Source organism: Salinirubrum litoreum, assembly GCF_020567425.1.
In the GTDB taxonomy this organism is placed as follows: Archaea; Halobacteriota; Halobacteria; order Halobacteriales; family Haloferacaceae; genus Salinirubrum; species Salinirubrum litoreum.
On record NZ_JAJCVJ010000002.1, the window covers coordinates 253,484 to 280,136 of the forward strand.

A 26,653-nucleotide genomic window follows, 5' to 3' on the forward strand; every position below is an offset into this window, starting at 1 on the left:
GACGCACCGGTGTAGTGGCTCGCTGTCGGGAGAGAGCTATCTGGTAGGCACCGGATTACGAAGCGGTTCGCACACGACACGTTCGGTATGGGAGTCCCACGACGTACCGTCCTCGTCGGGGCCGCCGTGACGCTCGCCGGTTGTAGCGGGGTGACGACCGGTGGTGACTCGGGGACCGACAGCCGAGCGGGTGACACGAACGACTCCGGAGAGACGACCGCCACGCCGGACGAGACCACGACCGAGTCGGCGGGCTGTGACCCGGCCGACGTGACGCGTCCAGCAGTGCCGACCGACGCGGCTGTCGAGGGGCAGTCGTATCCATCGCCCCCCGCAGCACCGACGACCAGTTCGGTGACGGCGTTCCTCAGCGAGTTCGAGACGGCGTTCGCGTGGAACCGTGCCGTCGGCGAGTACTCCGAGGTGACCGGGGTGAGGGTGCAGACGCTCGACGCCTTCGAACCTGTCGCGGTCGACCAGGGCTTCCGCGCCACCGGCAGGATGCGAGTGTTCGTCGTGATCGACGAGGGCGACGGCGACCGCCGAGTGGAGCGGTACGACTACGCCGCCAGCTACTTCGTCGGCGACGGTGGTGTCTACCGCGCCGAGACGGCCGACAGACAGACCGACCCACGGGAGAGCGCGGGCCGACAGCTCGTCGCGTGCAGTGCAGACGGGGAGAACTGAGGGTCGTTACTCGATCTGGTCGCGGTACGCCTCGGCCGACAGCAGGTCGTCGAGTTCGCTCTCGTCGGCGAGGGCGACCTCCAGCATCCAGCCGTCGCCGTAGGGGTCGTCGTTGACCAGTTCCGGCTGATCGAACAGGTCGTCGTTGACGGCCGTGACCTCGCCGGAGACCGGTGCGTACAGGTCCGAGACGGCCTTGATCGACTCGACGACGCCGAACGTCTCGCCGGCCGAGACGTCGTCGCCGACGCCGGGGAGTTCGACGAACACCACGTCGCCGAGTTCGTCCTGCGCGAAGTCGCTGATTCCGACGCGGACGGTGCCGTCGTCGCGTCGTGCCCATTCGTGTGAGTCCAGATAGTGTGTGTCGTCGGGTACGTCGAACATCAGTAGTCCTCCAGGAAGGGTGGGGTCACAACTTTCGCGCGTTTCTGCTGGCCGCGCACGACGACCCGGACGCGCGTGCCGGGGTCGGCGTGGTCCGCCGGGAGGTAGCCGAGGGCGATGGGTTCGTTCAGCGTCGGACTCATCGTCCCCGAGGTGACGGTGCCGACGACGTGGCCGTCCTCGTCGGTCACGTCGTAGCCGGTCCGGGGGACACCCCGATCCAACAGGGTGAGACCGACGAACTTCTCCGCGACGCCCTCAGCGTGGGCCGCCTCCAGTGCGTCCCGCCCGAGGAACTCCGTGTCGAGTTTGACGGTGAAGCCGATGCCGGCCTCGTAGGGCGTCCGGGGGTTCGACTCGTGGTCGAAGTCCTGTCCGGAGAGGAGATAGCCCATCTCGATACGGAGCGTGTCGCGCGCGCCGAGACCACAGGGCTGGCAGTCGACGGCGTCCCAGACCGTCTCGGCCTCGCTCGTCGGCACGAGCAGTTCGTAACCGTCCTCGCCGGTGTAGCCGGTCCGGGCGGTCCAGCAGTCCACACCCGCGACATCGGCGTACTGCGCCTCGAACTTCGAGAGGTTCCGGATCGGTGCGTCGGTCTGTTCGGCGACGAGATCCGGTGCGTCCGGGCCTTGGACCGCGAACATGGCGTACTCGTCGGTCGCGTTGCGGACCGTCGCGTCGAGGTCCCACTCGTCGCGGTGGTCGATCCACCAGTCGTGGATCTCCTCGTCGTGGCCCGCGTTCGGGACGAACAGGTAGCTCGCGTCGTCGGTCGGCAGTCGGTAGACCACCGTGTCGTCGATGATCGCGCCCTCCGCGTCGGTGATCGCCGCGTACTGGGAGTCACCGGGCGAGAGCGCGGTCACGTCGTTCGTCGTGAGCCGTTGCATGAGCGCGGTCGCGTCGGGACCCGCGACCTCTATCTCGCCCATGTGGGACACGTCGAAGATGCCGGCCGCCTCCCGGACGGCCGTGTGCTCCTCGCGGATCGAGTCGAACTCGACGGGCATATCCCACCCGCCGAACTCGGTGAACTTCGCCCCGCGTTCGGCGTGTCGCTCCCGTAACGGCGGTTTCCGAAGGGCCATACTCGAACGTCGGCTTTCCGCACAAAATGCTTTGGTATGTCGGCCGGCGTCACCGCTGGCGGCGAACTCGCCGACAAGAGGCGTCTCCCTCCCGAAAACACGGATCGAGGCCACCGTGTGGTTCGGTGACAGACGTGACAACTTTGGGTTATTTGTGGGATACTGCCGACCTTCGTCTGTCGATTGAGCCAGTTTCAACCTACTGGTGAAAGTCGGACGAGAGGCGTTTTCAGCTGTAGAAAACGCTCCTAACGGATTAAGACGCCTTCGTTCGAGAGAGTAACTATGAGCCGTCAGCAGGGGTCGGAGTTCGTGGTCGAGTGCAGTAGCTGTAACCAACCGTGGGTCTTCGCCGACAAGCAGGAGGCGTGGAAGTTCTGGATCAACCACGCGGACCACTACGGGCACCGCGCCGAGGAACCCGCCGCCGCACCGAAGGCCGATCCGCAGGAGTCGTAGGCGCGTCTGTTCTCGGTGGCCACAGCAGTCGAGAGCGACTGCGATGTCCCCGGAGTTGGGGAGAGTGGACCGGGTGACTCCGACGTCGTGCGGAGAGAAAGAGAGACGGGGAGACTGAGAGACTGGGAGAAGAAGAGATGGAGAGAAGAAGGCACCTCCGAGCGACTGTGACGGAGAACTACGACCCAAAGCTATAAGTCACCGTCGCCCGAAGTATTTACTATGAGCGTAGTAAGTTTCTCCACGACCGACACCGCCGACGTGAGCGCCACCGAGACCCGCCGCACCGCGACCTTCGCGGAGATGTCCGACGCGATGCAGATCTACTGAGGCCCGACTCTTCCGGCGGACTGTCGCACGTCTCCTCGCGTCTCACGAACTGGCCAGCAAGCGGAGCGTCTCGGTACGTTTCTGTAGCGCGTGTTGTTAGCACACTTCAGGAACCGTCATGGTCTCAGATGTGGTATCTATCTCAACGGCGGTACACGCCGACCACAATCATGAGTGACAAACCCCACCAGAACCTAGCGATCATCGGCCACGTCGACCACGGCAAGTCCACCCTCGTCGGACGACTGCTGTTCGAGACGGGGTCGGTCCCGGACCACGTCATCGAGCAGTACCGCGAGGAGGCCGAGTCGAAGGGCAAGTCCGGCTTCGAGTTCGCCTACGTGATGGACAACCTCGCCGAGGAGCGTGAGCGCGGTGTCACCATCGACATCGCCCACCAGCGGTTCGACACGGACAAGTACTACTTCACCATCGTGGACACGCCCGGTCACCGCGACTTCGTGAAGAACATGATCACGGGCGCGAGCCAGGCCGACCACGCCGTACTGGTCGTCGCCGCGGACGACGGCGTCGCCCCGCAGACCCGCGAGCACGTCTTCCTCGCGCGCACGCTGGGCATCGACGAACTCATCGTCGCGGTCAACAAGATGGACGTCGTCGACTACAGCGAGAGCGACTACAAGGCAGTCGTGAGCGAGGTGAAGGAACTGCTCGGACAGGTCCGCTTCGACACCGACGACGCGCGGTTCATCCCCATCTCGGCGTTCGAGGGCGACAACGTCGCCGAACCGTCCGAGCACATGTCGTGGTTCGACGGTCCGACCATCCTCGAGGCGCTGAACGACCTGCCGGAGCCACAACCCCCGACGGACGCCCCGCTCCGCGTCCCGATCCAGGACGTCTACACCATCTCCGGCATCGGGACCGTCCCGGTCGGGCGCGTCGAGACTGGCATGCTGAAAAACGGGATGGACGTCGTGTTCAACCCCTCCGGCGCGCGTGGTGAAGTGAAGACCATCGAGATGCACCACGAGGAAGTCGACCAGGCCGGTCCGGGCGACAACGTCGGATTCAACGTCCGTGGCGTCGGCAAGGACGACATCCGGCGCGGGGACGTGGCCGGCGAGGCCTCGAACCCCCCGCGCATCGCGGAGACGTTCAAGGCACAGATCGTCGTCATGCAGCACCCCTCGGTCATCACCGCCGGTTACACACCGGTCCTGCACGCCCACACCGCACAGGTCGCCGTGACCTTCGAGACCATCGACGCGAAACTCGACCCGAAGACCGGCGAAGTGGCGGAGGAGAACCCGGACTTCATCAAGTCCGGCGACGCCGCCATCGTGACGCTCCGCCCGCAGAAGCCACTCTCCATCGAGGTCGCCGGCGAGATTCCGGAACTCGGCTCCTTCGCGGTCCGCGACATGGGCCAGACCATCGCCGCCGGGAAGGTACTGGAGATCACCGACCGCGAGTGAGAACGCCGTCGCTGGCGTCCGAACAGAAGTGACCCGAGTCGGCCTCGGGGAGTCGTCCGGGTACGCTGGCGGGGTGCCGTGCAGTCGTGCAGTCGTGTCGGTTACGCCAGTTCGAGGACGATCTCGCCGTCGCGGCTCTTGTAGACGATCCGGTCACCGATCTCGACCTCGTCGCCGGACGCCGCGAGTTCTTCGCGGACTGCTTTGATCAGACTGATCCGCCAACGATCCGTCACTTTCGTCGTGCCCAGGATTTCCTCCTCGTCTGACATCGTTGAGTCTCACGTGGGCATTGTAGTTATGGACTTTTAGCTATTCAGACGAATTAGTCAAAAGTACCAACAAAATTTATATACTAGATATCCACTGCCGGGTGAAAGTGGTAACACGGCTGACGAGAAACAGCCCGCACTACCACGAGCCGTGGTATCACTCGCCCGAGACGTTCGCCGTATCTACCGGATAACGGACATGTTTGAGACTCGGGAACGACACGGGAGCGCAGTGGCCGTCGGCACGAGTCGGGACCGGTCACGGTCGGGTCGTGGTCGACAGAGCGGCGACTCCCGAGTCGGCGGGCGGGGAGGAGATGCCGGGGTGTACCGGCGACGGGTACTCGGTCTGTGTCGGGCGAGTTACTGCTTTTCGGTGATCGTCAGGGTGTACTCGCCGCTCCCGTCGTAGGAGTCCACGAGCATCTGGAGGTCCGTGGACGTGTCCGGGTTCGAGATGGTGATCGTCTCCTGGCTGTCGGTCGTCCAGGAGCGGTAGTCGTATGCACTCGTGCTCGGACAGTAGGTCGTACCGGTGCTGGCGTAGAGGTCGAAGTCGGCGAAGCTCGGTCCGTCGAGTTCGACGACCACCTCCGAGGGACTACTGTAGGTCCACGCGTAGCTCCAGCACTTGGAGTCGGCGTAACTCGACAGGCTGTCCGTGACCGACGAGGTGGTGGAGTCACCGCCGCCACCGCCGTCTCCGCCGTCGTCACCGCCACCGCCGCCGCCCGAACCCGGTTCGGTCTCGACAGCGTTCGCGGCGTCGACGCGACCCGACCCCTGCTCGTCGCTGGACAGGCCGACGTCGACTGCCGTCGCCTTGAGGTGCGAGCGCAGGTCGGCAGGCGACAGGTCGTACTGCGCCTGTGCGAGCCCCGCGACGCCGGAGACGACAGGGGTCGCCATCGACGTCCCGGAGATACGCTTGTACTTCGTGCTGGTCGTCCACGTCGAGAGCACGTCCGTCCCCGGTGCGGCGACGTCCGTGTTCGGGCCGTAGTTGGAGTACGTGGCGAGGTTCTCGTTCTGGTCCAGCGCGGAGACGGCGAGACACTCGCTGTAGGCGGCCGGGTAGGAGACGGACCCGGAGGAGTCGTTCCCGTTCGCCGCGATGGGGAGCGTTCCGTTGTTCACGGCGTACGAGACGGCGTTCTTCATCGTGCTGGTGTAGCCACCGCCACCGAGCGAGAGGTTGACCACGTCGGCACCCTGGTCGGCGGCCCACTGGATGGCGTCCGCGATGTCGGCCGTCGACCCGGACCCGGACTCCGAGAGCGCGCGCCCGGAGAGGATGGTGGAGTTGCTGATGCCCGAGACACCGACGCCGTTGTCGGTCGTCGCGGCCGCGATACCGGCGACGTGCGTGCCGTGGTACTCGTCGGCGAGGACGTCCGGGTACGGGTCGCCGTCGCCGTCGACGAAGTCCTGCCCCACGTCGGAGCCGAACTGCGCCGAGAGGTCCTCGTGGTCGTACTTGACGCCCTGGTCGACGACCGCGATGGAGACACTGGCCGACCCGAGTGTCGTGTCCCACGCGGCCGGGGCGTTGACCTGTTGTGGGGCGTACTGGTCGCCGAATCGGGGGTCACTCGGCGTCAGCAGCGCCTGGTGGGTCGCGTTCTGCTCGGCGTACTTGACGCGATCCTTCTTCGTGACGGCGTCGACGAAGTTCTGCCGAGCCGTGTCTGCGGCCTCGGCCGGGAACTTCACGGCGACGTAGCCGAGCTGTTTGTTCTCGTGGACGATGTCGGCGTTGCCCGGCACCGCGTCGGCCACTGCACCGCTGGGGCTGTCTGCGGTCTTCGAGACACCGACGAGAATCTCGTCTTCTTTCGCACCGGGCGAGCGGCCGGGCGTCGCCTGCGTGACGCCAGCGAAGGCGGCGGCCGTACCGACCGCACCGGTCGTTTTCAGGAATCCGCGACGATTCAGATCCGGGGTGCTATCGTCTGCCATGATGCAACCCACCGTATGTCAAACCCACATTTAGATTTTTGGTTCTTTTTCTGTACTTAACTCCACACATAACTCGGAGCGAGTTGAAAGTAGTTCTCAGCGTGCTGAGGATTCACCGTGCCGGAGTGCAGGGAGACAGGTGCGGCCCGGACGCGGGAGCAGACGGAACCACCACCGATTTGCGCGGTGACCGTCTACGGGCCGTATGGACCTGTTGAACCGGCTCTCGGGGGGGAGCGAATCCACCGAGGGTGTCGGGTTGTTCGTCGACGGGCCGAACGTGCTCCGCGACGAGTTCGACGTCGACCTCGCCGACGTGCGGGCGGCCGCAGAACGCGCCGGCCACCTGCGTACCTGCCGGTTGTACCTCAACGAGCGCGCGCCGCCGGGGTTGATCCAGGCCGCCGAGGCGAACGGCTACGAGGTCGTCGTCACCTCCGGCGACGTGGACGTGAAACTCGCGGTCGACGTCACCCGGTTCGTCTGCGAGAGCGACCCGGCGGTCGTCGCGGTCGCATCGCGGGACACCGATTTCAAACCCGCACTGGAGGTCGCGAACGCGGCCGGCGTCCGGACACTCGCCATCGCACCGGGGACACACGGTCGCTCCGACGCGCTCCGAAACGCCGCCAGCGACGCCGTGACGCTGGGTGAGTGACCGGCAGTCGCCGTGGTGAGTCCACGCCGAGCGCTCGCGGCGACAGTTCGAAGCTCGTGAGACCTGTCTCGGCTTCGGATAGATTTCTGAGATGGGAGAGAGTCGACACCAACAGTCGTTTGTGAAAAGAACCGGATACGGTCGACGAGCGAAGCGAACGTCCCATTTTTTAAGCGGGCGGCCGACCCCTCGGGTATGGAGTCACTCGGGATGCCGGTCCTCGACGACCACCTCCACCTCGATCCGGGATCGGGGCAGGGGATGGACGCGGTCGAGGACTTCGCGGTCGTCGGCGGGACACACCTGCTGGTCGTGAACAAACCCTCGTGGCACCTCGGCGTGGAGGCCGAGACGGGCGACGACTTCCACGCGGTGTTCGAGGAGACGATCGACATCGTCGAACGAGCCACCGAGCGACTGCGCGGCCGGGCGTGGTCGGTGCTGGGTGTCCACCCCGGGCTGATCTCACGGCTGGTGGACGAACGGGGCTTCTCGCCCGCCGAGGCGCGCGACCTGATGCAGGCCGGACTCGACGTGGCGGCGGAGTACGTCGCGTCGGGTGAGGCGCTGGCGCTGAAGTCCGGCCGACCGCACTACGACGTGAGCGACGCGGTGTGGGACGCCTCGAACGCGGTGATGTGCCACGCCTTCGAACTCGGGGCCGACCTGGACTGTGCGGTCCAACTGCACACCGAGGGTGCGGACGACCTGACCGAGATCGCGGAGTGGGCAGAAGAGCGGGACCTCCCGCGTGAGCGCGTCGTCAAACACTACGCGTCGGGGAGTCTCGTCGGCCCGACACCCTCGGTGATGTGCCGGAAGGAGTGGTTAGAGACGGCCGTGGGACGCGACGTGCCGTTTCTGATGGAGACGGACTTCGTGGACGACCCGGACCGGCCGGGTGCGGTGATGGGACCGAAGACGGTGCCGCGTCGGGTCCGGTGGTTGCTGGAGGAGGGCCACGACGAGGCCATGCGGCGTGCACACGTCGAGACGCCACGGGACGTGTACGGGATCGATACCGAAGCGACGCTAGAGTGAGAGGGTGAAACCGTCGGTGTGAACGCTGGCGAGTGAGTCGTGTAGAGCTTGGATGTTGTGATCGGAGAAAACTCGGTCGAGTCGGTCGCGGACACTTCTGTCGAATCTGTCGCGGACGCTTCTGTCGCGGACGACAAGAGGTGAAAGCCCCCGGCCCCTTTCAGTCCCACCCGAAACTGTGCGACCCATCGTGTCGTCACCGGTCGTCACCCGGTTTCGCAACGCGGTGGTGGGAACCCGGCGGTCGCAGTGATCCCCGACCCTCCCCGACTGCCGACGACGCGACCTGCGAGCAGGTCCTCACAGAGTTCGGACACTGCTCGGTTTCGGTCGTCGGCAGATCGCGTCCGGACTGGGTTCCGGGTGTCGAAGTGGAGTCAGGTGACGAGTTGAGTGTGCGCTTCGATTCAATTTCCGGCGCGCGCGAGCAACCGCGCGCGAGGGAGGGGACCGGGCGGTGCGAAGAGGTCCCCGAGGCTGGGGAGGACGAGGTGCGGTGCCGTGCTGTCGCGGATGCGGTCGCGGTGCTGTCGCTGTCGAGTATTTTGTTTGTCCCGGATTGAGTAGCGGTACCGGTGCGGTTGCGGTCTGCAGTGCGGGCTTCTCGGAGATGCGCTACGACGTGTAGCGGTGCTGTCGCGGTCACGGTCTGCGGTGCTGATGCTGTCGTTGTACCAGTCGCGGTCGGTGTGCAGTCACGAACTCCGATCCCACGCACAGTCTAACCGAACCACAAGTAACCACGACTCGATCACTCCTCTCTCGCACCCACCAACCCGTCGTCGTCCCGCACAGCCATGCTCGCCACCGGATCACCCTCGTAGACCGCCAACCCCTCCGCGAGACCGAGCACGTAACCGTCGTACTCGCTCTCGACTGTACCCCGCGACTCACCCGCCGGGCCGACGATTTCCGCAACGACCTGCCCCGATTCCACCGCGTCACCCGGTGCGGCGCGATGGCGGACCAGTCCCGCGACCTCGGTTCGCGGACCGACGAACCGCCGGACCGGAAATTCGACCGGTGCGTCCGGCACGCCGGCACCCGGATCGGCCACCTCGCTGGGCACCGAATCGACCATCTCCAGGTGTGCCAGCACGCCGTACACGCCCGCGACGCCGGCCCGCACCCAGTTCGAGTCGACGACGCTGTGCCCCCCTAATTCGGCCGTGAACGCCGGAATGCCCGCCCCGTTCAACACCGCGCCGGCGGTCGACCGCTGGAGCGACTGGTCGAGATACTCGCCGGTCGGGTACTCCGTCACGACCGGGAGCCCGAACGCCGAGACGAGGTCGGACAACTCCTCGGCCAGTTCCGCCGCTGTCGACTCCTCGCGCCGGTCGCCGTACAGCACGCGGTCCCGAATCGAAAAGGGCACCGACCCGATCTGTGCGGTGTGCAGGTCGATCAGCGCGTCGGCCGACGAGACGAGCAGATCGTACAGCCTGCTGTCGATACGCTCCTGTACCTCCGGCGGACGAGGCGACTCCGACTCGGACCCCGGATCGGGAAAGTAGCGGTTCGGATCGTCGTCGCCGTAGTACGACACCCGAGAATTCCGCCGAACTCCGGCCGGATTCACGACCGGGACGGAGACCACGGTCCCGCGCAGTCGTTCCGGGAGGTCCGCGCGCACGGCGTCCTGTGCGACAGCGACCCCGGTCGCCTCGTCGCCGTGGACCCCGCCGGTGAGCCACAGCGTCGGTCCCGGTTCCGTGCCCTCGGCGACCACCACCGGGAGCGACTCGGTCCCGCCGGTCGGCAGATCGGTCGCGTCGAGCGTCCCGCGAACGACGGTCCCCGGGTCCGCGTCTGGGAGTTCCATACCCGAGTGTCGGTCGACCGGGAGAAAAAGCCTCGACACCGATCGGTCGTGGTCGGGGTCCGCTTACGCCTCGAAGCCGGCGAGGACGCCCTGCCCGTCGGTGCCGCCGATATCCGGCAGGGTCGCGCGCTCGGGGTGTGGCATCAACACCGCCACACTCGCTCGGTCGCCGATCACGCCCGCGACGTTCCCGGTCGACCCGTTCGGGTTCGCCGACTCGGTGACGTTCCCCGCCGCATCGCAGTACCGGAACAACACGCGGTCCTCGGCCTGGATCGCCTCGTAGCGATCCGCCTCGATCTCGAACCGACCCTCACCGTGTGCGATGGGCAGGGAGATCACCTCGCCCTGCTCGTAGGCCCGCGTCCACGGCGTGTCCGCGCGTTCGACCCGCAGGTGGACGTGTTCACACTGGAAGCGTGCGCTCCGGTTGGTGGTGAACGCGCCGGCCGTCAGCCCCGACTCGCTCCCGATCTGCGCGCCGTTGCAGACGCCCAGCACGGGCATCCCGTTCTCGGCGGCCTCGCGGACTTCGGCCATGATCGGCGACCGGGCGGCCATCGCGCCGGCCCGGAGGTAGTCGCCGTAGGAGAAGCCGCCGGGCAGGAGAATCCCATCTGTCTCCTCGGGGAGGCCGTCCTCGTGCCAGACGCGGTCGGCGTCGATACCGAGGTGTGCCAGCGCCTGCACCGCGTCCCGGTCGCAGTTCGACCCGCCGAACTGCACGACAGCGACCGTCACGCTACGCCTCCGGGGTCGCGCGCTCCGCGACGGTCACGTCGTAGTCGTGGATCGTCGGGTTCGCCAGCAGGCGTTCGGCCATCTCCGCGGCCTCCTCTTCGGCGGTCCCGGCGTCGGGCGCGTCGAGGTCGATCTCGAAGCGGTCGGCCGAGCGCAGGTCGTCGAGTTCGAAGCCGAGTCGTTCCAGTGCGCGCTGTGTCGTCTCGGCCTCCGGGTCGAGGACGCCGTGTTTCAGTCGGACGACGACGGTCGCGGTGTAGGCGGTCATCGGTCGATGGTGCGTGGTCGTGGGTAAAATGGGTTTTGGACGCGATCGGCTATGCACGTTCTTCCAAAATCGACCGTCGGACGGTGTCGGCGAGACAACTCACTCGTCGTACTGCATCGCGTCGATCAAGACGTTCTGCTCGCGTGACCACTCCTCGTCCGGCGTCGTCCGGACGTGGTCGGCCCACGCGATTACTCGTTGGACTTTGTGGCGGTCACTGCTCTCCTGCTTCTCTCGAAGCCGTTCGTCGCTCATCGAGTGCCTCCTCCGCGTTGAGTCGCTGTGTGTGGTTTTAGAGGCTTTCAACATCAAGATGTCACCGAACATCCGACAGGGGTGGAGCGAGTCGAGAATATCTGTTGCCGTGTGGTCGCTCGGCAGTGGTATCGACCTTCGAATCCTTGCACAGAACGGAAGCGGTTTACCTCACGGTGCCGTCCGGCCGGATATGTCTCAGCCCGAACGGCAGGAGGTGACGGTATGACGCGCGAGTACACCCAGATCACCGTTATCGGAGACGACAAGACCGGAATCGTCGCCAAGTTCACCACCCTGCTGTTCGAGCGCGGAATCAACATCGAGGACATCGACCAGGCGGTCCGCGAGGGGCTCTTCCGGATGACGCTCCACGCCGACACCGCCGAGATGGTCTGCTCGAAGGAGACCCTCCAGGAGGCGCTCGACGACCTCGGCGACGAGATGGGCGTCGACGTGCAGGTGCGGTTCCCCTCCGACCGGGAGACGCAGGGCATCGCGGTGCTCGTCACGAAGGAGTCCCACTGTCTCGAAGCACTGTTTCAGGCGTGGGCCTCCGGCGACTTCGACGCGGACATCAGCGTCGTGATCGGCAACCACCCGAAACTCCAGCCACTCGCAGCGCACTACGACGTCCCGTTCCACGACATCGGCGACGAGAAGGGGTCGCCCGACGAGGACGAACTGCTGGACCTGTTGGCCGAGTACGACGCCGACCTCATCGTCCTCGCGCGCTACATGCGCATCCTCTCGCCGAACGTCGTCTTCCGGTACGAAGACCGGATCATCAACATCCACCCGAGTCTCCTCCCGTCGTTCCCCGGTGCGGCGGCCTACCGGCAGGCGAAAGAGGAGGGGGTCCGCATCGGCGGCGTGACGGCCCACTACGTCACGACCGATCTCGATCAGGGGCCGATCATCGCCCAGCGCGCGTTCAACATCCCGGACGACGCGAGCGTCGACGAGATCAAGGAACTCGGGCAACCCCTCGAGGCCGAGGCGCTGGTCGAGGCCATCAAACTCCACCTCGACGACGCCGTGACGATCCACCGTGGGCGGACCAGCTATCGCGACGGCGTCGACCCCGAGCGCTACCAACTCGGCATGGCCGAAGCCATCGAGTCGGCGAACCCGGACCGACCGATCGACGGGATGGGCGACGTGATGGAGGGTCGTGACGACGAGAGCGAGAGCGAGCAGACCGACGAGGCGGACTCGCCGGAAGCGACCACGGACGACTGAGCGGTCGGCGATCGAGGACCGAACCGTCGGGCACTGGCTGCCGACGCGGTGGCGACCGCCTTCTCTTACAGGTCCCGCACCGCGTCGACCGCCGCGTCGATGTCGGGCGCTTCGAACCACTCCGAACCGGTGTAGGCGTTGGCACCGGCGGCGTAGAGGTTCGCGACCGCCTGCCGCACGTCGTGGGGCAACTCGCGGGGTTCGACGGCACAGAGCGTCCGCCAATCGGCGACGCCCTGCGCGTCGGCCTCGGCTTTCGCGTCCCCGACGGCCTCGACCCACTCTGGCTGTTCGCGCTTGTACCACTGGCGGACGACCTCCTTCGAGACCTCCTGGCCGGCGTAGCCGAACCGGTTCTCGTCGAAGGTGCCGGCCACGTCCGCGACTTTGATCGCGCCGTCGTGGTAGAGACACTCGATCTTCCCGTCCTCGTGGGTGAAGTCGGCGCGACTCGCCCGGTCGGTGAGCATGTGGTTCACGGCGAGCGCGAGTTCTTCGAGTCGGTCGACGCTCGCGTGGCCCGCGATTGCGTCCGCCTCGTCGCGGGAGAGGTAGCGGTCCTGTTCCTCGAACTTCGTAGAGAACTCGACGACCGGCCGGGGGAGATCGACGACCTCGTCGGGCCACTCGTCGTAGTCCAGATCGAGTTCTGCCGGCTCTCGGCGTTTCCGGAGGCTGGACCCGAGGGGAACGGTGTTCCGGAAGACGATCTCGAGGGGGATCAGGTAGTTCTCGCCCGCCTCGCGGTGGAACGCCTCGTAGTCGTACTCGCCCGCGTCGTAGGGTAGATCGGGCACTTGCGTCAGATCGATGGCCATCTCACGGGGCGCGCTGGGCGCGTCGCCGAGGTCGACGATTTCGCGGGTCCCGGCGTCGGCTGTCGACTCGCCACTCTCGTCGGCGTCCGACACGCTCGCCGGGTCGACCACGCCCCGGTAGTGGGTCGGGATGTGGTTCACGTCGAACAACTCGAAGTTGAACGCGCCCATCGTGCAGAGACTCGCGCCCTTCCCCGGAATCGTGTCGGGCATCGTCCCCCAGTCGAAGACGGAGTAGTCGTCGGTGAAGACGAACGCCCCACGGCCCAGTTCCTCGGCGGTCGGCTCCCGGTCGACGCGGAACTCCTTCACGCTGGTCATGGTCGGGACAGTGCGGCCACGGGCCATGAATCTTTCAGTTCCGTGCGCAAGCTGGGCATCGGTGGCAGGAATCTATCCGCGTTCGTGCATCACTCGTCGGGTGGAACGGACACGGTCGTCGGCTCCTCGCGTCGCCGACTCCACGCGGGAGGCGGTGTCGTCCTCCGCTCACGCCGACTCCCCGTCGACCGGTTTCACGAGCAGGAGCGCCGGATCGTCGCCGTAGTAGTCGGCGTCGTACTGCGACGCCTCGAAGCCGAGCGACCGGTAGAAGGAGCACGCCCGGTCGTCGTCCGGCGAGACGGCCAGTCTGACGAGGTGGGAGTCGGCGTCCGCGTGTCGCTCGGCGACGGCGGCGAACAGGCGGTCGAACAGCGCCGCACCGTAGCCCTGTCGCCGGTGGTCGGGGGCGACGACGACCTCCGCGACGTGGGTCGGATCGCCACGAACCGCCAGCAGGTAGCCGACGACCGCCCCCGTCTCTCCGACCGCGACGAACACGTCGAACGCCGAGAGCGCGGCCCCGGGAGTCGCCCCCGTCGCCGGCGACTCGGCCGGGTCCGGCACAGACACATCGGCCAGCGCCGCCGCCAGCAGGTCCGGACTCGGCCGTGAGAGATGCGACTGGAGACGGTCGAGTGCAGACCGGTCGGTCGGTCTCGCGCGGCGGATCACGGGCCGGCGGGGAGCAGGAGGAGCGCGAGCAGGACGCTGACGACCGCGCCGGAGAGCGTGGCGGCGAAGTTCACCGCCTCGTTGCCGACCCGGTCGCCTTCCAGCGTCGCACCGAGGATCGAGTCGACCGTCATCCCACCGACGCCCCCTGCGGCGACCACCAGCGCGCCGAGTGGACTCACCGACAGCAGGCCGACCGCGATCAGCGCGATGAGGCCCGCACCGACGACGCCGGCGATCTCACCCTGCCACGTGACGCCCCCGTCGGTCCCCGGCGGGACACGCTCGAAGGTGGTGATGAGACGCGGCTGGTCGTACAGGCCGCCGATCTCCGAGGAGAGCGTGTCGCTCATCGCGGCCGCGAGCGACCCGGCGAAGGCGAACACGAACAGATCCGCGAGCGCCGGCACCGGCAACTGTGGACTGGCGGCGTAGCCGACCACGGCGACGAGTGCGACCGCCGCGTTGCCGAGGACGTTGCCGGTCCCGCGTGCGCCGTCGTTGTCCTCCGCGACGCCCCGCTCCTGCTTCGCCTCGTACTTGAACTTCGTCGAGAGCGCGCCGATGCCGAAGAAGGCGATCAGGGGCGCGAACCAGCCGAGACCGCCGAGGACGATGGTCAGCATCCCCAGCAGGACGCCGGTCAGCATCCCCGGCACCGAGGCGGTCCCGAGCGCGTAGGAGGCGTACCCCAGCGCGAACATCACGCCGAGCGCGAAGGCGATCTCCGGAAGCGTCACGACGAGGTCCAGCGCGCTCAGACCCCACAACAGCAGGCCGACCGACAGCATCACCAGCGGGTCGTCCCGCTGGAACAGCATCGTGCGGAGCAGCGCCGCCACGAGGACGCCCGTCGCGGCGAGAAAGGCGCTGGTCGGCGCGTCGAGTGCCGTGAGTGCGGTCCCCTCCGCGAACTGGACCGCGAGTCCGCCGAGGCTCCCGGCGAGGAAGCCGCCGCCGGCGAAGCCGGCGACACGCGGGAAGGGGTCGTCACTCTGGGTCCGGACGACCTGCTCTGTGAGGTTGCCGTAGGAGAGCACGAGGACGCTCGTCGCGAAGACGGTCGCCGGCATCCGGAACTCCTCGCGGGGGACGGTGGTCAGCAGTGCCAGGCCGGTCGCGGCGAGCGCGAAGCCCGCCAGCCCGTTCAACTGGCCGTCCTCGTGGTCGCCGGGGCGGGCGAACAACTCGAACAGTCGCCCCTCCGTGACCACGAACGCCGCGAGGAGCGCCACGGCGACGAAGGGGGCCGCCGCCGCCGCCCCGAGCGCCGGGGCCGCGAGCGCGAGGGTGCCGACGAGGGCGAATCCCCCGGCACGCCGGACTCTCGATGTCACGACCCTCTCTACCTCCGACGCGCACTTAACCCTCCCGACACCGAGCCGACGACTTTACTCCCCCCGCGCTCGCACGGCCTGTCGTGGGCCTGTACGACACCTACCTCGGCGTCCGGGACCGCCTCCACTCGGCCGACCCGCCGCGTCACGTCGCGGTGGTCATCACCGAGCGCGACCTGCTGGAACAGGGTGCCTACGAGACGCTCTCGGCGTTCTTCGGCTGGGCGTTCGAGTACGGCGCGGAGCGCGTCACGGTCTCGGTGTCGGTACTGGACGAGGCCGTCGTCCCCACCTTGGAGCGCGAACTGCGGGAGGTGGACGCCCCCCGCGAGGTCGCGGTGCGTGGCCCGGACGACACCGAACAGGCCGACGCGCCCATCCAGATCAGTATCGGCCTCGGCGGGAAGGCGGAGTTCGCGGAGGCCGTGAAGTCGGTCGCCCGCGAGGTGGAGGCCGGGCGGTTGGAACCAGACGACATCACCGAGGCCGACGTGGAGGAGCGACTGGTGTTTCCCGACGAACCGGATCTGGTGGTGAAGACCGGTGCCGAACGGTTGTCTGACTTCATGATCTGGCAGTCGGTCTACTCGGAACTGTACTTCACCGACGTGAACTGGCGCGACTTCCGGAAGCGGGACTACCTCCGGGCCGTGTTGGACTTCAAGGACCGACAGCGACGATTCGGGCGATAAGTGGGATTCTCTGAGACAGTCGGAGGCGTTTACACGACTCCTGTCGAATCGGTCGAGTCGGTGCCTGACAACTCGGTCGAATCAGTCGTGGGCGACGAGGGGTGAAAGCCCCTGCGCTCTCGACCTCCCGCGACTTGGTGCGCGCTTCCCTCAGGCTGGCGGGGCAAGCCCGCCAGCCTTCAGTCCAGTGCTACCGGCGCCGGGGGGAGGGCCGAGAGCGCGGCCCCTTTCAGTCCCACCCGGAACTGTGCGACCCACCACGTCGTCACTGGTCGTCACCCGGTGGGTCGTCGCAGGTCTGGAACCCGGCGTGGCTCGTACTCCCCACTCCTCCCCGACTGCTGACGACCGAACTGCGGGCAGGTCCTCGCTGTCGCTCGGACACTGCCCGGTTTCGGTCGTCACCAGCTCGCATCCTCAGTGGGTTCCGAGTGTCGAACTGTGGTTGGGTGACGAGTGTGGCGTGGGCTTTCACTCACGATCCGGCGCGCGCGACTGACGCGCGCGAGGGAGGCCACCGGGCGGTGCGGAGAGGTGGCCGAGGCTGGGGAGGACGAGGTGCAGATGCGGTCGCGGTCTGCGGTGCGGTTGCGGTTCCTCGCGCTCGCACGAGTAGCGGTGCTGGTGCGGTCGTGGTTGCAGAGGATGTCGCAGTCGCAGTTTGCGGTGCTATCGCACTTCCAATCTCAATCGGCGATACCGCCACAGTCACGGTTGCAGTCGCTCTCGAACCACGACCCATACGAAGAAAATCCACAGTCCGAAGCGCCGACCGCACCCTACAGCTCTATCTCGCCGTCCATCTCCGGCACTTCGTCCTCCAGCCACTCCCGGAACCACTTCACGCGCTTCAGTCGCCGGTGGGCGATGCCCTCCGCCGTGTCGCTCTCGATGCGCCGGGAGGCGTCACGCCCGCGTTCGAGGACGCGTTCGATCATCTCGGCGGCGTCCATGTGCGTCCGGGCCTCGTAGCCCATCCGGAGCAGCATCAGCGCCGTCCCGTTCGCGCCGACCTTGTCGAGGATGTCCGCCTCGATCAGACAGCGCGTCTCCAGCGAGACGTCCGCGAGTGGACCCTGATAGGAGTGGTCCTCGACCGACTGGCACACCTGCTCGACGAACGACTGGGGGTAGTCGCCGTGGGAGGCGAGGAACTCGCGGGCGACACGGGCACCCTCCTCGGCGTGGACGTCCTGTTCGGCGTCCAGTTTGGCGATGTCGTGGAACAGCGCCGCGACCCGGACCACGTCCACGTCCGCGCCCTCGCGCTCGGCGATCTTCGCCGCCAGTTCCTCGACGTTCAGGATGTGGTTGAAACGGTACTCCGCGCTGTGCCACGGGTACCACCGCATCCGGCCGCCGTCCTCCTCGTTCTCGACGCTCGCCGTGAGATAGTCCGAGACGAACTGTCGCATCTCCTCGTACTCCGCCTCCGAGACGGAGGACTCCTTGATCTCAACGCCCACAGTCCCACCTCCGGGACCGACCGTACTCGTTCATAGTTGGTCGAGATAAGGGTCGTTCGCTTCTTAGGCGTTACGACAGGATTACCACGACAGTACACTTTCCTCGCCCGAACACACCGGATTTCGCCCCTGCGCCGTCCGACGGTTCACGACACGTCCGCGCCGAGACAGACCCCGAATACGACACGTCAGCCTGCGCCGGTCACACCACACGACAGACGACGACAGTCACACCACACGACGGACACCCGAACAGAGACAGAACCACACGCCCTGCCGCCGGGGAAGCCGGTAAGTAGCTCCGCCGGCTTCCTCACTGCATGACCGAACTACGCTACCTCGCGGACCCGACCGTGCAGACCTTCGAGGCGACCGTCGACCGCGTCGAAGGCGACCGGGTCGTCCTCGACGCCACCCAGTTCTATCCGACCGGCGGCGGCCAACCGCACGACACGGGCCGGCTGACGGGGCAGGGTGCGGACGGAACCGGTCGAACGTGGCACGTGACCGACGTGCAGAAGAAAGACACCGTCTACCACACGCTCGTCACGGACGACGAGGACGCCGAACCGACGCCGGCCGAGGGCACCACCGTCACCGGTGACCTCGACTGGGAGCGCCGCTACGCACACATGCGCTACCACACCGCACAGCACCTCCTCTCGGCGCACCTGCTCGACGCCTACGACGCCGAGACGACCGGCAACCAACTGTACGCCGACCACGCGCACCTCGACACCGGCTACGACCGATTCACCGAGACCGACCTCACAGAGATAGAGACCGAACTGAACAGCCTCGTCGAGTCGGCACTCCCCGTCAGGTGGTACGAACTCGACCGCGCGGTCGCCGAGGAGCGACTCGACCCCGAGCGCACGCGCATCCACCTCCTGCCGGACTCGATCACCGAGGTCCGGATCGTCGAGATCGGTCCCGCAGACGACCCGCTCGACCGGACGGCCTGTGCCGGCACGCACGTCGCCACCACCGACGAGATCGGCGAGATCGAGATCACCGGCAGGGAGACGAAGGGGAGCGACGAGGAACGGCTGAACTTCGTCCTCCGGTGAGACGCGGTCGAGACACTACCGAGTCGGTCGTCACTCGTCTCGCGGCAGGCAGTGCCACTCGCTCCCGCGTCGGCGAATCCGGTAGTCACAGTCCCGCAGGAGGTCGGCGAGCGCCGACTCGTGGTCCGCCCGCGTCCGGTCTGTGTCCGGCACGTCGTGGACCTCCAGGTACACCACCGGGCGATGTCGGCGCAGGGTCTCGCGTGCACCCAGCAGCACCTCGTACTCGAACCCCTCCACGTCGATCTTCAGGTGATCCGGCGGCGACAGTTCGGCGGCGGCGACCAACGCGTCGACGGTCGCCACCGGGACCGAGACGGTATCCTCGACACTGGCCTCCCACGCTCCCGCGTTCCCGGCGTTGAACGAGCCGAGTTCGTCGTAGTTCGACCGGTAGAACGTCGCCGCGCCCGACTCGCTCCCGAGACCGACCCCTCGGACGTCGATCCGGTCCTCGAAGGCGTTCAGTCGGACGTTCCGCCGGCACTGCTCGACGACGCTCGGCGACGGTTCGAAGGCGACGACCTGCGCGTCCGGACACGTCGCGGCGACCGCCAGCGCGTAGACGCCGGTGTTCGCCCCCGCGTCGATCACCACGTCGCCCGGGTCGACGCTTCGGCAGAGCGTCGCCAGGAGTCTGTCGTCTCCGTGTTTGTTGACGAGTTCGTAGCTCCGGAAGGACGCTCCGTCGACCGACTTGCTGGGCGCGAGCAGTTCGTACCGGTGGTTGAGTCCGACGAGCAGGTAGTACGTCGAGAAGACCACCAGGCGGAGTCGACGACCGACGCCGACCGCGACACGCCGGAGTGAGTCGGTCGAGCGACGGGCGGCAGGTCGGCCCGCGAGTGTGCGGCGAAGTCGGGCGAGCAGAGACACGTCCGCATCTGTTCGGGCGACGGCATTGAGCTTTCGACTCGGGAGTCCCGAGCGACAGCGACACCGCCGGTGATAGCAAACTGACGACTGCGTCACAATATCACTCGAACTACGTTCTTCTCCTCGGGTGACGTCTCTCACTGTATGAAGCGCCGCACGTTCGTCGGGACGACCGGCGTCGTCCTCCTCGCTGGCTGTGCAACTCAACCCACGACCGAGACCCCGACTGCCGATCCGACCCCGACCTCGACGGAGCGACCCACGACGACCCCGGACGGGACCGACACGCCGACCACGGAGCCGACGGAGACGCCCGAACCGACCGACACGCCCGACGACGCGGCCGCAGCGCTCGAGCGGGCACAGACCGCACTCGTCGCCACCGTCGAGGCGTTCCTCGCGGTCAGCGACCGTGACGACCCCGACTTCGGGACGGACGTGGCCGGCGACGCGACCGACTTCGATCCGAAACCCGCACTGGAGGAACTGACGACCGCCGAGGCCGCCATCGCCGAGGCAGAGCGACTGGCGACGGGCGAGCAGACGCAGACCGTCGAGACGCTCCGACTGACCGCCCGGTTCCTCGGCGACACGGTCGCGCTCCAGCCACAGCACGTCAGACTCTACACCCGCGTCCGCGAGATGGAACGGCTGTTCTACCGCGAGGGGGGACTGAGTCGGACGCAGGACCGCGTACGGGCGCTCCGGAACGACGTCGACGACCTCGAACCGGCACACGAGCGACTCCGCAGACAGCTTCGAAACCTCGACAGCGAGCGGATGCAACGGGTGCGGGCGGTCTCGTACCAACAGTTAGAACGCCGTGTCGGACTCTACGAGGGTGAACGGGAGGCGGCCGCGATCGTCCGGGAACGCTTCCGGCGCATGGTCACGGCCCAGCGTGCCTTCGAGGAGGGACAGAACACCTACGCCGGCGGAAACCAGTTCGGGCGGGCAGAGAGCCGGTTCGGCTCCGCTCGCACCGACTTCACCAGCGCCGCCGGCTACCAGTCGAACTTCGAGGCCCCGCCCTCGTTCCGCCCGGTGCTCCGGCGGTCGACCTGTTACTGCGAGACGATGGCGCAGGCGGCACTCCAGTTCCGCGAGGCGGCGACGGCCCGCCAGAACGGGAACGACGGCGAAGCCGACCGCCGCCGCGACCGCGCCCGACGGGCGGTCGACGACCTGAGCGAGTGTAACTTGCGAGGGTAGGAGTATAAGAAGTTTAGTCCCGAGCGGATTCGAACCGCTGTCCTGGGCTCCAAAGGCCCAGATGATTGGCCACTACACCACGGGACTGACGGTCGAGTGCGTGGGCGTCGAGTGACGGCGGTCTCCCACCGGCGACCGCACTCGCTACTGAGTATCGGTCACGCGGTTATAAAAAGTCCGGATTGATGGACGGTGGCTCCGCCGACGACCCCCGTCTGCCGTCTCGGTCGACCCCGTCACCGCGTGCGTCGTCGAGACTCGGGCAGTGTCGTGGGGACGTCGAAATCGAGAGTGACGTGACCGTCTCAGGCGCCACGCTCCGCGCGTTCGACGGTGTAACTGCCGCAGTCGGGGCAGACGTGGTACTGCACCTCGAACCCCGCCTGACAGCCGTGACAGCGGTACGACGGCGGCTCCGGTTTCGTCAGACCCGCGAGCCGTTTCAGCCGACTCAGCGGTGTGCTCCTCCCACCCATGCCTTCGATGTTACACGTGCTACTCGCATTAACATTCCGGTGAGATTACAGTCGTGAGAGTCGCGTCAGGTTCGGTGAGGAGTCCACCAGCGACACGCCGGAGCGACTGTCCGCAGGCCGGCAGGATTCGCCACGAGTCGGCGACTCGTCAGCTCTGACGGCGCGGCGATCCGGCGGTGACAGACGAGAGCGCGACAGGTTCAGTCGGCGGGCGTCTCGGGTTCGAGTTCGAGATAACAGCAGGCGTCGGTCTCCGCGTCGAAACAGTCCGGACACTCCGGGTTCCGGTCGATGATCGTGTCCAGTCGCTCGGCCACGGTGTCGTCGATGACCGGTTCGAGTTCGCGGGCCTCGGCGCGGAACTCGGCGACGTCGAGGACGTTGGCGAGGAAGCGTTCGATGATGCAGTACGTCTGGAGCGCCTCGCGGGCGCGGACGATGCCGTCGTCGGTCAGCGTGACGCCCTTGTACTTCTCGTGTTCGGCCAGGCCGCGGTCTTCGAGTTTGCCGATCATCTCGTTCGCGCTGGCCGGACTCACGTCGAGTGCGTCCGCCAGCGCGCCGGTCGCGGCCGGGCCGTCTTCCACTCGTTGAAGCAGGTAGATCGCCTTGAGGTACTGGTCTGCCGTGTTCATTCCCGAGTCTCCATGATTCGCGTCACTTGTTCGACGCCCTCCTCCTCGTCGGCCCGTATCTCACGGAGCATCGAGAGCAGACGGTCGCGGTCGATTCCGAACTCGGCGTCGCTGGCCTCGATAGCCTCGATCAGGTCGTCGTAGAACTTGTAGGCCGTCTCCTCGTTACACAGTTGGTCGTAGAGGACGCCGTCGAAGTCCTCGGGCTTCGTCTGGCCGTACTTCGCCTCGACGAGGCCGTCGATCTCGTCGAACGGGATCGTCTCGGCGTCGAGTTCGTCGATGACGGCCGAGAGACGTTCACGGTGGCGGGCCGACTCCTCGGCGGCGTCGGCCAGCAAGTGCTCGATCTCGGGGTCGAGTGTCCGCTCCTCTGCGGACAGCGACTCGTAGTGGTTGTGGGCACGGGACTCGACGACCTCCTCCAGCACCACGCCGATCTGGAGCAGGCGCGCGAGTTGGTGGTCCGACGAGACCTGGGAGCCGACGCTCACGCCGACCACCGGCCGTCGAGGCCCTCCGGAGGATGCATACGACGTTCTCCGGGCCTGTGTGACTTAAACAGTTCCCTGTTCGGCGGCCGAGAGCGACGACTCGGCGTCGAGTGCGGTGGCTCGGAGTCGATCGAACGTAGAGAATCTGCGTCGAATCGAGAGAGTCCGAACCGGGAGCCGAATCGTGGAAGACGACTCGGAGAGGACGGTCGGCGCTACTCGCGCAGACGCGCGGCGACCAGCGACTCGATGTCCTCGCGGAGTTCGTCGACCGCGATCTCTTCGAGGACGGGCACGAAGAAGCCCTCCACGAGCATGTTTCTCGCAGTTCGCTCCGGGATGGACCGGGAGGTCATGTACAGGAGGTCCTCCTGGTCGACCTGCCCGACCGTCGCGGAGTGCGACGCCTCGGTGTCGTGGTTGTTGATGATCAGCTTCGGCGAGGCGTCCGCCTCGGAGTCGTCCGAGAGCATCAGCGTGTTCTCACGCTGGTAGGAACTGGTGTCCCACGCCTCGCGACCGACGTCCTGCACGCCCTCGTAGACGGAGCGCGCGCGGTCGTCGAGGACGCCGCGCGTCACGAGGTCGGCCGTGGTGTGCTCGGCCTCGTGCCAGACGCGGGCGTTCACGTCGAAGTGCTGGTCGTCGTGGCCGAAGAACGCGCCGACGATCTTCGACTCAGAGGAGTCGCCAGACAGCGTCGTCTCGATGTCCGAGCGCGTGAGTCGGGAGCCGATGTTCCCCTCGATCCAGTTGACCGAGGCGTAGGTGTCGGCGCGGCCGCGCTTCAGCGTCACGTTGTAGGTGTTCTCCGAGAGGTTCTGGAGCGATCCGTACTGGACGTAGCTGTTCTCGCCGGCGGCGACCTCGACGAGGTTCGAGTGGTAGCGGTTCCCCTCGATCTCCTCGCCGGTCTCGATGCTCTCAAGGATCGTCACGGACGACGACGCCTCGGTGACGATGAGCGTGTGGGTGAACAGCGACCGGCCGTTCATCTCGGTCCGGATCTTCACGTCGGTCGCGTCGACGCCCTCGGGGACGTAGACGACCGTGCCGGTCGTGAACAGCGCGACCGACAGCGCGGTGAGGTAGTTCGTCTGCGGGTCGATGACCGAGCCGAACCGCTCCTCGACGAGGTCGGGATGCTCGGCGAGTGCCGTCTCGAAGTCGAGGACTTCGACGCCCTCGGCGGTGACGCGCTCGGTCGCCTCCTCGGCACCGAGCGGATCGACCAGCGACTCGAAGTCGAGGTCTTCGAGGTTCGTCCAGCGACGGCCGGGCGTCTGGATGACGTCCGGCAGGTCGAGCGTCTCCAGCGCCTCGAGGGCGTCCAGTCGCGTCTGGGTGAGCCACTCGGGTTCGTCGCGCTCCTCGGAGAGGGTTCGGACCGTCTCCGGGGAGAGGTTCGCGGGTAGCTGTGCCGCCATTATCCGAGACTCCCCTCCATCTCGAGTTCGACGAGTCGGTTCAGTTCGACGGCGTACTCGATGGGCAGTTCCTCCGTGATCGGCTCGATGAAGCCGCTCACGATCATCTGCTTGGCGTCGTCGTCGTCGAGGCCGCGGCTCTGGAGGTAGAAGATGTCCTCGTCGCCGATCTTGCCGACGGTCGCCTCGTGGGCCACGTCGACGGTGGACTCGTTGATCTCCATGTACGGCATCGTGTCCGACGTCGACTCGTTGTCGAACATGAGCGCGTCACACTCGACGGCCGTCGAGGAGTTCGACGCCCCGTCGGCGATGTGGACGAGGCCACGGTAGTTCGTGCGGCCGCCGTCCTTACTGATGGACTTCGACTCGATTGTCGACTTCGTGTTCGGCGCGTTGTGGTACACCTTCGCGCCGGTGTCGATGTTCTGGCCCTCGCCCGCGAAGGCGATGGTGATGTGGTTGTCCGACGCGCCGCGACCCTTCAGGATCGAGGAGGGGTACAGCATCGTCGCCTTCGACCCCATCGACCCGGAGATCCACTCCATCCGGCCGCCCTTCTCGACGATGGCTCGCTTGGTGTTCAGGTTGTACGTGTTCTTCGACCAGTTCTGCACCGTGGAGTACTGGACGTGGGCGTCCTCGCCGACGAACACCTCGACGCCGCCGGAGTGCAGGTTAAAGGCCGAGTACTTCGGCGCACTGCAGCCTTCGATGTAGTGAACCTCGGAGCCGGACTCCGCGACGATGAGCGTGTGCTCGAACTGGCCCATCCCCTCGGAGTTCATCCGGAAGTACGCCTGCACCGGCATCTCGACGGTCACGTCCTCGGGGACGTAGACGAACGACCCGCCGGACCAGACCGCGCCGTGGAGCGCGGCGAACTTGTTGTCGCTCGGGGGGACACACTTCGTCATGAAGTGCTCGCGGACGATGTCCTCGTAGTCCTGGACGGCCTCGTCCATGTTGCAGAAGACGACGCCCTTCTCCTCCCAGCGCTCCTGCATGTTCTGGTAGACGACCTCGGACTCGTACTGCGCGCCGACGCCCGAGAGTGCGTTCTTCTCGGCCTCCGGGATGCCCAGTTTGTCGAAGGTGTCCTTGATGTCGTCCGGCAGGTCGGTCCAGTCGTCGACGCCGCCGCGGACCTCGACGTCGGGTCGGATGTACGGGACGATCTCGGCCACGTCGACCTCGGAGAGGTCCGGTTGGCCGGGCCAGTCGGTCGGCATCGGCATCTCCTGGAACTGCTTCAGCGCACGCAGGCGGCGCTGCAGCATCCACTCGGGTTCGTCTTTGTCCTCGCTGATGACCCGGATGGTCTCCTCGGTCAGGCCCTTGTCGGCCTTGAAGGCGGACTTCTCCTCCTTCTTGAACTCGAAGCGGGCCTCGGTGTCTGTCTCTTTCAGGTGGTCTTGTTCGGAACTCATGGGTTTGTGGTGTTGTAGGGTCGGAGCCTAATCAGGCTGTCTCGTACACGTCCTCGCGGACCCAGTCGTAGCCCTCCTCCTCGAGGGTCTGGGCCAGCGACGCGTCCCCGCTCTTGACGACCTTCCCGTCCAGCATGATGTGGACGTGGTCGGGTTCGACGTAGTCGAGGATGCGCTGGTAGTGCGTGATCTGCAGGATGCCGGTCCCCTGCTCGTCGCGCAGGGCGTTGATGCCCTTCGAGACGTCCTGCAGGCGGTCGATGTCCAGCCCGGAGTCGATCTCGTCCAGCACCGCGATGGACGGCTCCAGGATGGCGGCCTGCAGCACCTCGTTCTGCTTCTTCTCGCCGCCGGAGAAGCCGGCGTTCAGGTAGCGCTGGGCGAACTTCGCGTCCATCTCCAGCAGTTCCATCTTCTCCTGCAGGATCTGCTGGAACTCGGCGACGCCGACCTCGCCGTCGTCGGCGGGGCCCTCCATCGGGGAGGTCTCGTAGCCCGCGTCCTCCTCGTCGTCTGCGGCCTCGCTCTCCTCGTCCTCGAACAGTTCCTCGCGCTCCTCCAACTTGGCGTTGAGCGCCGTGCGGAGGAAGTTCGTCATCGTCACGCCCTCGATCTCGGCGGGGTACTGGAAGCCGAGGAAGATGCCGAGCGCGGCGCGCTCGTTCGGTTCGAGGTCGAGCAGGTTCCACGTCGCCTTCTCCGCGGGGATCTCGAAGTCCTCGCCGAAGTCACCGTCTTCGAGGTGGAGCAGGACCTCACCCTCGGTGACCTCGTAGGCCGGGTGGCCGGCGATGACCTTCGCCGTCGTCGACTTTCCGGAGCCGTTCGGTCCCATCAGCGCGTGAATCTCGCCCGAGTTGACCTCCAGATCGACGCCGCGAAGGATGGTCTCGCCGTCCTCCTCTGCGACCTCTGCGTGGAGGTTCTTGATCTCTAGTGTGGCCATAGTAGTTGGGTAGCCTCGTACTCGGACAGTGGTTTAGGTCGCCCATAATCCTTACGGGTTCACCGGGAGCGAATTGCGAGAGTCGGAAAATTACTTTTGGAATTAGAAACAGTCGACCGTCACA

The 26,653-nt window shown here is 66.5% G+C and carries 28 protein-coding genes and 1 tRNA gene; 9 read left to right on the top strand and 20 right to left on the bottom strand.

Annotation, left to right across the window (positions count from 1 at the left end):
* The first annotated feature begins 87 nt into the window (after positions 1–87).
* On the top strand, positions 88–687 hold the full coding sequence (locus LI337_RS09950) for a hypothetical protein (protein WP_227229693.1): 600 nt from the start codon (positions 88–90) through the stop codon (positions 685–687).
* A 6-nt stretch (positions 688–693) separates the two neighbouring features.
* On the opposite strand, the gene gcvH is transcribed toward LI337_RS09950, so the two are convergent.
* On the bottom strand, positions 694–1,074 hold the full coding sequence (gene gcvH / locus LI337_RS09955; protein WP_303645250.1) for a glycine cleavage system protein GcvH: 381 nt from the start codon (positions 1,072–1,074) through the stop codon (positions 694–696).
* Positions 1,074–2,165 carry a glycine cleavage system aminomethyltransferase GcvT gene (gene gcvT / locus LI337_RS09960; RefSeq protein ID WP_227229694.1) on the bottom strand — a complete coding sequence of 364 codons (1,092 nt, stop codon included), beginning with the start codon at positions 2,163–2,165 and terminating at the stop codon, positions 1,074–1,076. Before gcvT ends, gcvH begins: the two co-directional genes overlap by 1 nt.
* Positions 2,166–2,450: 285 nt before the next feature.
* On the opposite strand from gcvT, the gene LI337_RS09965 reads away from it, so the two are divergent.
* Positions 2,451–2,624 carry a hypothetical protein gene (locus LI337_RS09965; RefSeq protein ID WP_227229695.1) on the top strand — a complete coding sequence of 58 codons (174 nt, stop codon included), beginning with the start codon at positions 2,451–2,453 and terminating at the stop codon, positions 2,622–2,624.
* A 500-nt stretch (positions 2,625–3,124) separates the two neighbouring features.
* Positions 3,125–4,393 carry a translation elongation factor EF-1 subunit alpha gene (gene tuf / locus LI337_RS09970; protein ID WP_227229696.1) on the top strand — a complete coding sequence of 423 codons (1,269 nt, stop codon included), beginning with the start codon at positions 3,125–3,127 and terminating at the stop codon, positions 4,391–4,393.
* A gap of 101 nt (positions 4,394–4,494) precedes the next feature.
* On the opposite strand, the gene LI337_RS09975 is transcribed toward tuf, so the two are convergent.
* Complete coding sequence (locus LI337_RS09975) at positions 4,495–4,665, bottom strand: hypothetical protein (RefSeq protein WP_227229697.1); 171 nt, start codon at positions 4,663–4,665, stop codon at positions 4,495–4,497.
* Between the two features lie 363 nt (positions 4,666–5,028).
* On the bottom strand, positions 5,029–6,624 hold the full coding sequence (locus LI337_RS09980) for a S8 family serine peptidase (RefSeq protein ID WP_227229698.1): 1,596 nt from the start codon (positions 6,622–6,624) through the stop codon (positions 5,029–5,031).
* A gap of 205 nt (positions 6,625–6,829) precedes the next feature.
* Between LI337_RS09980 and LI337_RS09985 the strand changes: the two genes are divergently transcribed.
* Together LI337_RS09985 and LI337_RS09990 are read left to right on the top strand one after the other, a co-directional pair.
* Positions 6,830–7,282 carry an NYN domain-containing protein gene (locus LI337_RS09985; RefSeq protein WP_227229699.1) on the top strand — a complete coding sequence of 151 codons (453 nt, stop codon included), beginning with the start codon at positions 6,830–6,832 and terminating at the stop codon, positions 7,280–7,282.
* A gap of 195 nt (positions 7,283–7,477) precedes the next feature.
* The gene (locus LI337_RS09990) at positions 7,478–8,323 is read left to right on the top strand and encodes a TatD family hydrolase (protein WP_227229700.1); all 846 of its coding nucleotides are present in this window, start codon (positions 7,478–7,480) and stop codon (positions 8,321–8,323) included.
* 751 nt (positions 8,324–9,074) lie between these two features.
* Here the strand turns inward: LI337_RS09990 and LI337_RS09995 are convergent.
* The 4 genes from LI337_RS09995 to LI337_RS10010 form a co-directional block, all read right to left on the bottom strand.
* A complete protein-coding gene (locus LI337_RS09995) occupies positions 9,075–10,148 on the bottom strand; it encodes a succinylglutamate desuccinylase/aspartoacylase family protein (protein WP_227229701.1) in 1,074 nt (357 codons plus the stop codon).
* 63 nt (positions 10,149–10,211) lie between these two features.
* The gene (gene purQ / locus LI337_RS10000) at positions 10,212–10,889 is read right to left on the bottom strand and encodes a phosphoribosylformylglycinamidine synthase I (protein ID WP_227229702.1); all 678 of its coding nucleotides are present in this window, start codon (positions 10,887–10,889) and stop codon (positions 10,212–10,214) included.
* Between the two features lies 1 nt (position 10,890).
* Positions 10,891–11,157, bottom strand: a complete 267-nt coding sequence (gene purS, locus LI337_RS10005; protein WP_227229703.1) for a phosphoribosylformylglycinamidine synthase subunit PurS — start codon at positions 11,155–11,157, stop codon at positions 10,891–10,893.
* Positions 11,158–11,256: 99 nt separating this feature from the next.
* Positions 11,257–11,412, bottom strand: coding sequence for a DUF8150 family protein (locus LI337_RS10010; RefSeq protein ID WP_227229704.1), 156 nt, complete (start codon positions 11,410–11,412; stop codon positions 11,257–11,259).
* 225 nt (positions 11,413–11,637) lie between these two features.
* Between LI337_RS10010 and LI337_RS10015 the strand changes: the two genes are divergently transcribed.
* On the top strand, positions 11,638–12,654 hold the full coding sequence (locus tag LI337_RS10015; protein WP_227229705.1) for a formyltetrahydrofolate deformylase: 1,017 nt from the start codon (positions 11,638–11,640) through the stop codon (positions 12,652–12,654).
* A 65-nt stretch (positions 12,655–12,719) separates the two neighbouring features.
* Here LI337_RS10015 and LI337_RS10020 read toward each other — a convergent pair whose 3' ends face one another.
* The 3 genes from LI337_RS10020 to LI337_RS10030 all read right to left on the bottom strand — a co-directional run bounded on the left by LI337_RS10020 (position 12,720) and on the right by LI337_RS10030 (position 15,805).
* On the bottom strand, positions 12,720–13,793 hold the full coding sequence (locus tag LI337_RS10020) for a phosphoribosylaminoimidazolesuccinocarboxamide synthase (protein WP_227229706.1): 1,074 nt from the start codon (positions 13,791–13,793) through the stop codon (positions 12,720–12,722).
* 168 nt (positions 13,794–13,961) lie between these two features.
* A complete protein-coding gene (locus LI337_RS10025) occupies positions 13,962–14,468 on the bottom strand; it encodes a GNAT family N-acetyltransferase (RefSeq protein WP_227229707.1) in 507 nt (168 codons plus the stop codon).
* Positions 14,465–15,805: a DUF92 domain-containing protein gene (locus tag LI337_RS10030; RefSeq protein WP_227229708.1), complete on the bottom strand. Its 1,341-nt coding sequence runs from the start codon at positions 15,803–15,805 to the stop codon at positions 14,465–14,467. Before LI337_RS10030 ends, LI337_RS10025 begins: the two co-directional genes overlap by 4 nt.
* Before the next feature lie 83 nt (positions 15,806–15,888).
* Here LI337_RS10030 and LI337_RS10035 point away from each other — a divergent pair, with 83 nt between their 5' ends.
* Complete coding sequence (locus LI337_RS10035; RefSeq protein ID WP_227229709.1) at positions 15,889–16,497, top strand: undecaprenyl diphosphate synthase family protein; 609 nt, start codon at positions 15,889–15,891, stop codon at positions 16,495–16,497.
* 779 nt (positions 16,498–17,276) lie between these two features.
* On the opposite strand, the gene LI337_RS10040 is transcribed toward LI337_RS10035, so the two are convergent.
* Positions 17,277–17,963 (bottom strand): HD domain-containing protein, encoded by a 687-nt coding sequence (locus LI337_RS10040; RefSeq protein WP_227229710.1) that lies wholly within the window; start codon positions 17,961–17,963, stop codon positions 17,277–17,279.
* A gap of 320 nt (positions 17,964–18,283) precedes the next feature.
* On the opposite strand from LI337_RS10040, the gene LI337_RS10045 reads away from it, so the two are divergent.
* Positions 18,284–19,033, top strand: a complete 750-nt coding sequence (locus LI337_RS10045; RefSeq protein ID WP_227229711.1) for an alanyl-tRNA editing protein — start codon at positions 18,284–18,286, stop codon at positions 19,031–19,033.
* 30 nt (positions 19,034–19,063) lie between these two features.
* Here the strand turns inward: LI337_RS10045 and LI337_RS10050 are convergent, their stop codons facing one another.
* Positions 19,064–19,798 carry an FkbM family methyltransferase gene (locus LI337_RS10050; protein WP_227229712.1) on the bottom strand — a complete coding sequence of 245 codons (735 nt, stop codon included), beginning with the start codon at positions 19,796–19,798 and terminating at the stop codon, positions 19,064–19,066.
* Positions 19,799–20,053: 255 nt separating this feature from the next.
* Here LI337_RS10050 and LI337_RS10055 point away from each other — a divergent pair, with 255 nt between their 5' ends.
* The gene (locus LI337_RS10055; protein ID WP_227229713.1) at positions 20,054–21,121 is read left to right on the top strand and encodes a hypothetical protein; all 1,068 of its coding nucleotides are present in this window, start codon (positions 20,054–20,056) and stop codon (positions 21,119–21,121) included.
* A gap of 14 nt (positions 21,122–21,135) precedes the next feature.
* Here LI337_RS10055 and LI337_RS10060 read toward each other — a convergent pair.
* The 7 genes from LI337_RS10060 to LI337_RS10090 form a co-directional block, all read right to left on the bottom strand.
* Positions 21,136–21,208 (bottom strand) — tRNA-Gln (locus LI337_RS10060).
* Between the two features lie 218 nt (positions 21,209–21,426).
* On the bottom strand, positions 21,427–21,597 hold the full coding sequence (locus tag LI337_RS10065; RefSeq protein ID WP_227229714.1) for a hypothetical protein: 171 nt from the start codon (positions 21,595–21,597) through the stop codon (positions 21,427–21,429).
* A 200-nt stretch (positions 21,598–21,797) separates the two neighbouring features.
* Positions 21,798–22,232, bottom strand: coding sequence for a metal-dependent transcriptional regulator (locus LI337_RS10070; RefSeq protein ID WP_227229715.1), 435 nt, complete (start codon positions 22,230–22,232; stop codon positions 21,798–21,800).
* Entirely contained in the window at positions 22,229–22,726 is a 498-nt protein-coding gene (locus LI337_RS10075; protein WP_227229716.1) for a ferritin-like domain-containing protein, read from the bottom strand. The genes LI337_RS10070 and LI337_RS10075 overlap by 4 nt, the downstream gene beginning before the upstream one ends.
* Before the next feature lie 215 nt (positions 22,727–22,941).
* Entirely contained in the window at positions 22,942–24,153 is a 1,212-nt protein-coding gene (gene sufD, locus LI337_RS10080) for a Fe-S cluster assembly protein SufD (RefSeq protein WP_227229717.1), read from the bottom strand.
* Complete coding sequence (sufB, locus tag LI337_RS10085; RefSeq protein ID WP_227229718.1) at positions 24,153–25,583, bottom strand: Fe-S cluster assembly protein SufB; 1,431 nt, start codon at positions 25,581–25,583, stop codon at positions 24,153–24,155. Before sufB ends, sufD begins: the two co-directional genes overlap by 1 nt.
* A gap of 31 nt (positions 25,584–25,614) precedes the next feature.
* A complete protein-coding gene (locus LI337_RS10090) occupies positions 25,615–26,529 on the bottom strand; it encodes an ABC transporter ATP-binding protein (protein ID WP_227229719.1) in 915 nt (304 codons plus the stop codon).
* Positions 26,530–26,653 lie beyond the last annotated feature (124 nt).